The 5819-nt window shown below is 75.6% G+C and carries 3 protein-coding genes and 1 pseudogene; 1 reads left to right on the forward strand and 3 read right to left on the reverse strand.

Annotation, left to right across the window (positions count from 1 at the left end; all coding sequences use genetic code 11):
• Together ABD879_RS31685 and ABD879_RS31690 are read right to left on the reverse strand one after the other, a co-directional pair.
• Nucleotides 1-1861, reverse strand: a 1861-nt coding sequence (locus ABD879_RS31685; RefSeq protein ID WP_345025452.1) for a transketolase, incomplete at its 3' end; no start/stop codon positions are given.
• A 67-nt stretch (nucleotides 1862-1928) separates the two neighbouring features.
• A complete protein-coding gene (locus ABD879_RS31690) occupies nucleotides 1929-2837 on the reverse strand; it encodes a helix-turn-helix transcriptional regulator (RefSeq protein ID WP_345025454.1) in 909 nt (302 codons plus the stop codon).
• A 227-nt stretch (nucleotides 2838-3064) separates the two neighbouring features.
• Here ABD879_RS31690 and ABD879_RS33095 point away from each other — a divergent pair.
• Nucleotides 3065-4174, forward strand: a pseudogene (locus tag ABD879_RS33095) (MFS transporter); the annotation flags it as partial.
• 258 nt (nucleotides 4175-4432) lie between these two features.
• Here the strand turns inward: ABD879_RS33095 and ABD879_RS31705 are convergent.
• Complete coding sequence (locus ABD879_RS31705) at nucleotides 4433-5629, reverse strand: zinc-dependent alcohol dehydrogenase (RefSeq protein WP_345025457.1); 1197 nt, start codon at nucleotides 5627-5629, stop codon at nucleotides 4433-4435.
• Between the last annotated feature and the right edge of the window lie 190 nt (nucleotides 5630-5819).

A 5819-nucleotide genomic window follows, 5' to 3' on the forward strand; every position in this document is an offset into this window, starting at 1 on the left:
CCGCCAGGTCGCGGGCGGCGGCGGCGATCGCGTCGGCGTCGATCCCGGCGACCCGCAACTGCTCCTCGGGCGTGGCCGAGGCGGGCAGGTTCCGCACCGCCAGCCGCACCAGGCGCGGCACGGGGCCGCCGCCGGCGAACGCCTCGGCGACCGCGTCGCCGAGGCCGCCCTCCGGCCGGTGGTCCTCGACGGTGACCAGGCATCCGGTCCGCTCGGCGGCCTCGCGCAGCGCGGCGGCGTCCACCGGCTTGACCGAGTACAGGTCGATGACGCGGGCCGCCACGCCGTCGGCGGCCAGCAGGTCGGCGGCGGCGAGGGCCTCGTGCACCGTCACCCCGGCGGCGACGATCGTGACGCGGTCGTCGGCGGAGGACCGCAGCACCCGGCTGCCGCCGATCGCGAACCGCTCGTCCGGCCCGTAGATCACCGGGGTGGCGCCGCGCGTGGTGCGCAGGTAGCGGACGCCCCTGGAGTCGGCCGCCGCGTCGGCCATCGCCTCGACCAGCCGGGCGGTCTGGTTGGCGTCGCACGGGTACAGCACGGTGCTGCCGTGCACGGCGCGGAACGCCGCCAGGTCCTCCAGGCCCATCTGCGACGGCCCGTCCGGCCCGATGGCGACCCCGGCGTGCGAGCCGACCAGGTTGACGTTGGCGCGGCCGACCGCGGCCATGCGCACGAAGTCGTAGGCGCGGGTGAGGAACGCGGCGAAGGTGGAGGCGAACGGGACCCAGCCGCGCGCCTGCATGCCGACGGCGGCGGCGACCATCTGCTGCTCGGCGATGTAGCACTCGAAGAACCGGTCCGGGTGCTCCTTGGCGAAGAACTCCGACCGGGTGGAGTCGCTCACCTCGCCGTCCAGCGCCACGACGTCGCCGTGGGCGGTGCCCAGGGCGCTCAGCGCCTGCCCGTAGGCGTCGCGGGTGGCGACCTGGTCGCCCACGTCATAGCGGGGCAGCTCGACCGGCGCGTGGTCCAGGGGCCGGGCGCACCGCACGCACCGCGGGTGGCGCGGCTCGACGCGGACGTGGCCGCGGCCGCCCAGTTCGGCGACGGCCTCCTCGGCGTCCGGCAGCGGCTTGCCGTGGTGGCCCTCGCGGTCCTCGACGGCGGCCACGCCGCTGCCCTTCCTGGTGCGGGCGATGACGGCGGTGGGACGGCCCGCGGTGCGCGCGGCCTCCCGGTAGGCGGCGTCGATCGCGTCGACGTCGTGGCCGTCGATCTCGACGGTGTGCCAGCCGAACGCCGCCAGCCGCCGGGCGTAGGCGCCGGTGTCCCAGCCGTGCCGGGTGGGCCCGCGCTGCCCCAGCCGGTTGACGTCGATGACGGCGGTCAGGTTGTCCAGCCCCTCGTGGGAGGCGTGCTCGGCCGCCTCCCACATGGACCCTTCGGCCATCTCGCTGTCACCGCACAGCACCCACACCCGGGAGGGGACGCGGTCGAGCCGCTTGGCCGCCAGCGCCATCCCCACCCCGTACGGCAGGCCCTGCCCGAGCGAGCCGGTGGCCACCTTCACCCACGGCAGCCGGGGCGTGGGGTGGCCCTCCAGCCTGCCGCCGAGCCTGCGGAAGCCGAGCAGCTCCTCGTCCGACAGCGCGCCGGCGGCGGCGAACATCGCGTACAGCAGCGGCGACGCGTGCCCCTTGGAGAAGATCAGCTGGTCGTTGCAGGGGTTGGACGGGGCGTCGAAGTCGTAGTGCAGGTGCCGTGCCAGCAGCACCGCCATCAGGTCGGCCGCCGACATCGACGAGGTGGGGTGGCCCGACCCGGCCGCGCCGGCGGCGCGCACGGCGTCCACCCGCAGCTGCCGCCCCAGCTCGCGCACCGTTTCCAGGTCCATGCCCTCGCGCTGGTCCTCGCGCATGTCTCCCCCTCCGGGCCGCCGGTGCGGACCGTCCCTGCGTACCCGGACAAAGGGGAGGAATGCGGGCTCAGTGCCGGTGGTCGGGGAGCGCGGCGGCGGCCTCGCGCGGGTGGGCGAGCAGGTAGGCGATGCGGTCGGCGTCCCGCTGCCGCACCGGGTTGTAGACGATCATGCGGTACCCCGGCGCGGCCGACAGGTCCAGGCTGGTGGAGCGCAGGGCGATCTCGCCGACCGCCGGGTGCCGGTAGACCTTGTCGCACGGACGCGGCGGCGCCACGTCGTGCGTGGCCCACAGCCGCGCGAACTCGGGGCTGGCCGCGCACAGCCGCTGCACGAAGTCCTTCCAGCCCGGATCGCCCATGTGCCGGCTGTACCGGTAGCGGAAGATCGCGACGGACTCGTGCGCCTGCTCGTCGACGTTGGCGATGGGGTTGCAGCACGGCGGCAGGGTGAACGACAGCCACATGGTGTTGCGCTCGCACGCCGGGACGCGGGGCAGGCACCACAGGACCGCCGCGTAAGCGTTGTTCCAGGCGATGACGTCCGACCGGGCCGACACCACGGAGGCGGGCATCGGGTCCAGGCGGTCCAGGATCACGGGGATGTCGCCGGGCAGCCCCTCGGCCGGGTCGACGGGCAGCGGACGGCGCGTCACCCCCGCCAGGGTGTACAGGTGCTCGCGTTCGGCCGGGTCGAGCCGCAGCGTGCGCGCCACCGCGTCCAGCACCTGGGGGCTGGCGTTGATGGGGCGGCCCTGCTCCAGCCACGTGTACCAGGTGACGCCGACGCCCGCGAGCTGGGCGACCTCCTCGCGGCGCAGGCCCGGGGTGCGGCGGCGCGGCCCCGGGGGCAGGCCGACGTCCTCGGGCGAGATGCGCTCGCGGCGGGAGCGCAGGAACGCGGCCAGCTCGGTGCGTCGTGCGCCGCGGCCGGCGGCGCGCCCTGCCCGGCCCGTGGACGGTCTGGTCTGCGTCATCGTCACGTCTCCCCAGACTGCCCGCCGTCCGTCCCATGTGCCAGGTGGTGTCAGTACCAGTATCAGCGGGCTCTCGTTACTGGTACTGCCGGGTTCGCACGCTGGTGCCCATGACACAGACAACCGATTCGTCCCGGATCCTTCCCGGCGCGGGGACGGCGCGGGGCACCGGAGGGCGGGGCGGTGCCGGAGGGGCGGCGCTGGCGCTGCTGCTGCTCGGGCAGTTCATGGCCGTCCTCGACACCAGCATCGTCAACGTGGCGCTGCCGACCATGCGCGCCGACCTCGGCGCGTCCGGCTCGGGCCTGCAGCTGGTGGTGGCCGGGTACGTCATCGCCTACGCGGTCCTGCTGATCACCGGGGCCCGGCTGGGCGACCTGGCCGGGCCGCGCCGCATGTTCCTGGTGGGCCTGGCGGCGTTCACGGCCGCTTCGCTGGCGTGCGGGGTGGCGCCGTCGACCGGCCGGCTGGTGGCGTTCCGGTTCGCCCAGGGCGCGAGCGCGGCGATGCTCACCCCGCAGGTGATGAGCATGATCCAGCGGAACTTCACCGGCGCCGCGCGGGCCCGCGCGCTGGGCCTGTACGCGGCGGTGATCGGCGGCGGGGTCGTGGTCGGCCAGATCGCGGGCGGACTGCTGGTGGACGCCGACCTGTTCGGCCTGGGCTGGCGCGCGGTGTTCCTGGTGAACGTGCCGATCGGCGCGGCGGTGCTGGCCGCGGGGCCGCGCGTGCTGCCCGCCGACGGGGTGCGGCGCGGCGGCGGCCTGGACCCGGCCGGCCTGGCGGTGCTGACCCCGGCGGTGCTGCTCTTCGTCGTCCCGCTGATCCTCGGGCGCGAGCTGGGCTGGCCGCTGTGGGGGTGGTTCGCACTGGCCGCCGGCGCGGGGCTGTTCGCCGTGTTCGTCGGCGTGGAGCGGCGGGTGGTGCGCGGCGGCGGGCGGCCGCTGGTGTCCGCGCGGGTGCTGCGGGCGCCGGGGCTGGTCCCGGCCATGGTGACCATCACGCTCGGGCCGGGGTGCTCCTGGGGCGCGTTCCTGTTCAGCACGACCCTGCACCTGCAGGGCGACCTGGGGCTCGGCCCGCTGGGGTCGGGGCTGGCGTTCGTCCCGTGCGTGGGCGCGTTCGCGCTGGTCGGGCTGACGTGGCAGCGGACGCCCGACCACTGGCACCGGCCGCTGGTGCCGATCGGGTTCGCCGTCGCCGGGGCCGGCTACCTGCTCCTCGGGCCGCTGGGGGGCGGCGGCGCGGTGTACGAGGCGCTGACCGCGGTCATCGGGCTCGGCCTGGGGGCGATGCCGATCGTGATGACGGCGGCGCTGGCGGGGGTGCCGCCGGAGGACGCCGCCGACGGCAGCGGCATGCTGCTGACGCTCATGCAGCTCGGCCACGTCGTCGGCGTCGCGACCATCGGCACGCTGTTCCTGACGCTGGCCGAGCAGGGGCAGTCCACCCGGCACGCCGAGTACGGGACCGGCTGGGCGCTGGCCGCGGCGGTGCTGCTGGCGGCCGGTTCGGCGCTGGCGCTGCTGCGGCGGCCCGCGGGGGCCCGCGCCGCCGCCCGCGCCGCCGCCGCGCGGCCGGACGCGGGCACGGGGTCACGAGGACGGGTGGAGCACGACCTTGACGGCCCCGTCCTGCTTCTTCTGGAAGATCTCGTACCCCTGGGGGCCCTGCTCCAGCGGCAGGTGGTGGGTGGCCAGGTCCATCACGCCGAGCGGGTCGGCGTCGTCGGCCGCCAGCGGCAGCAGGTCGTCGATCCACCGCTTGACGTGGGCCTGGCCCATCGTGACCGTGACGCCCTTGTCGAACATCTGCAGCATGGGCAGCGGGTCGGCCATGCCGCCGTACACGCCGATGACGGAGATGGTGCCGCCGCGCCGGACGATCTCGATGGCCTCGTGCAGCGCCGCCAGCCGGTCCACGCCCATCCGGCTCATCAGCGGCGCGGCGGCCCGGTCCGGCATCCACCCGGTGAGGGTGTGGGCCATCTTGGCGACGGGCGAGCCGTGCGCCTCCATGCCGACCGCGTCGATCACCGAGTCGGTGCCGCGGCCGTGGGTCTTGTCCCGGACCATCTCCACCACGTCGTGCGCGGTGTGCGGCGGCCCGGCGTCGACGACCTCCACGCCGTGCCGGCGGGCCATGTCCAGGCGTTCGGGCACCAGGTCCACGCCGATGGCGCGGCGGCCCAGGTGGCGGGCGATGCGCGCGCACATCTGCCCGATCGGGCCGAGGCCCAGCACGGTGACGCCGCCGCCCTCGGGGATGTCGGCGTACTGCACGGCCTGCCAGGCGGTGGGCAGCACGTCCGACAGGTACAGGAACCGCTCGTCCGGCGGCCCCTCGGGCACCTTGACCGGGCCGAACTGGGCCTGCGGCACCCGCAGGTACTCGGCCTGCGCGCCCGGGACGTGCCCGTAGAGCTTGCTGTAGCCGTACAGCGCGGCGCCGGTGCCGTATTCGCGCACCTGCGTGGTCTCGCACTGGGCGTACAGCCGCATGCCGCACATCGCGCAGTGCCCGCAGGCGATGTTGAACGGGATCACCACCCGGTCGCCGGGCCGGATGTGGTCGACCTCGGCGCCGACCTCCTCCACGATGCCGAGCGGCTCGTGGCCCATGATGTCGCCCTCGGTCATGAACGGGCCGAGCACCTCGTACAGGTGCAGGTCGGAGCCGCAGATCGCGGTGCTGGTCAGCCGCACCACCGCGTCGGTCGGCTCCTTGATCGCCGGGTCGGGCACGGACTCCACGCGCACGTCGCGGCGGCCGTGCCAGGTGAGCGCCTTCATGCGGTACCTCCCCCGCGAAGTCGTCCTGGTCGGGCCCCTACCCCGCCCACCGGCGCGAAACGCGGGCGGGCCCGGCGCCGGCGGTCCTCCCCGCTCAGTAGTCGGGCAGGGCGGCGCGGGCGGCCTCGACCCGGCCGAGCACGGGGCGGCGGTCGCGGGCCACCGCGGGCAGGGCGCGGACGGCGTCGGC

Origin of the sequence: Actinomadura keratinilytica (assembly GCF_039539665.1) — a bacterium.
In the GTDB taxonomy this organism is placed as follows: domain Bacteria; phylum Actinomycetota; class Actinomycetes; order Streptosporangiales; family Streptosporangiaceae; genus Spirillospora; species Spirillospora keratinilytica.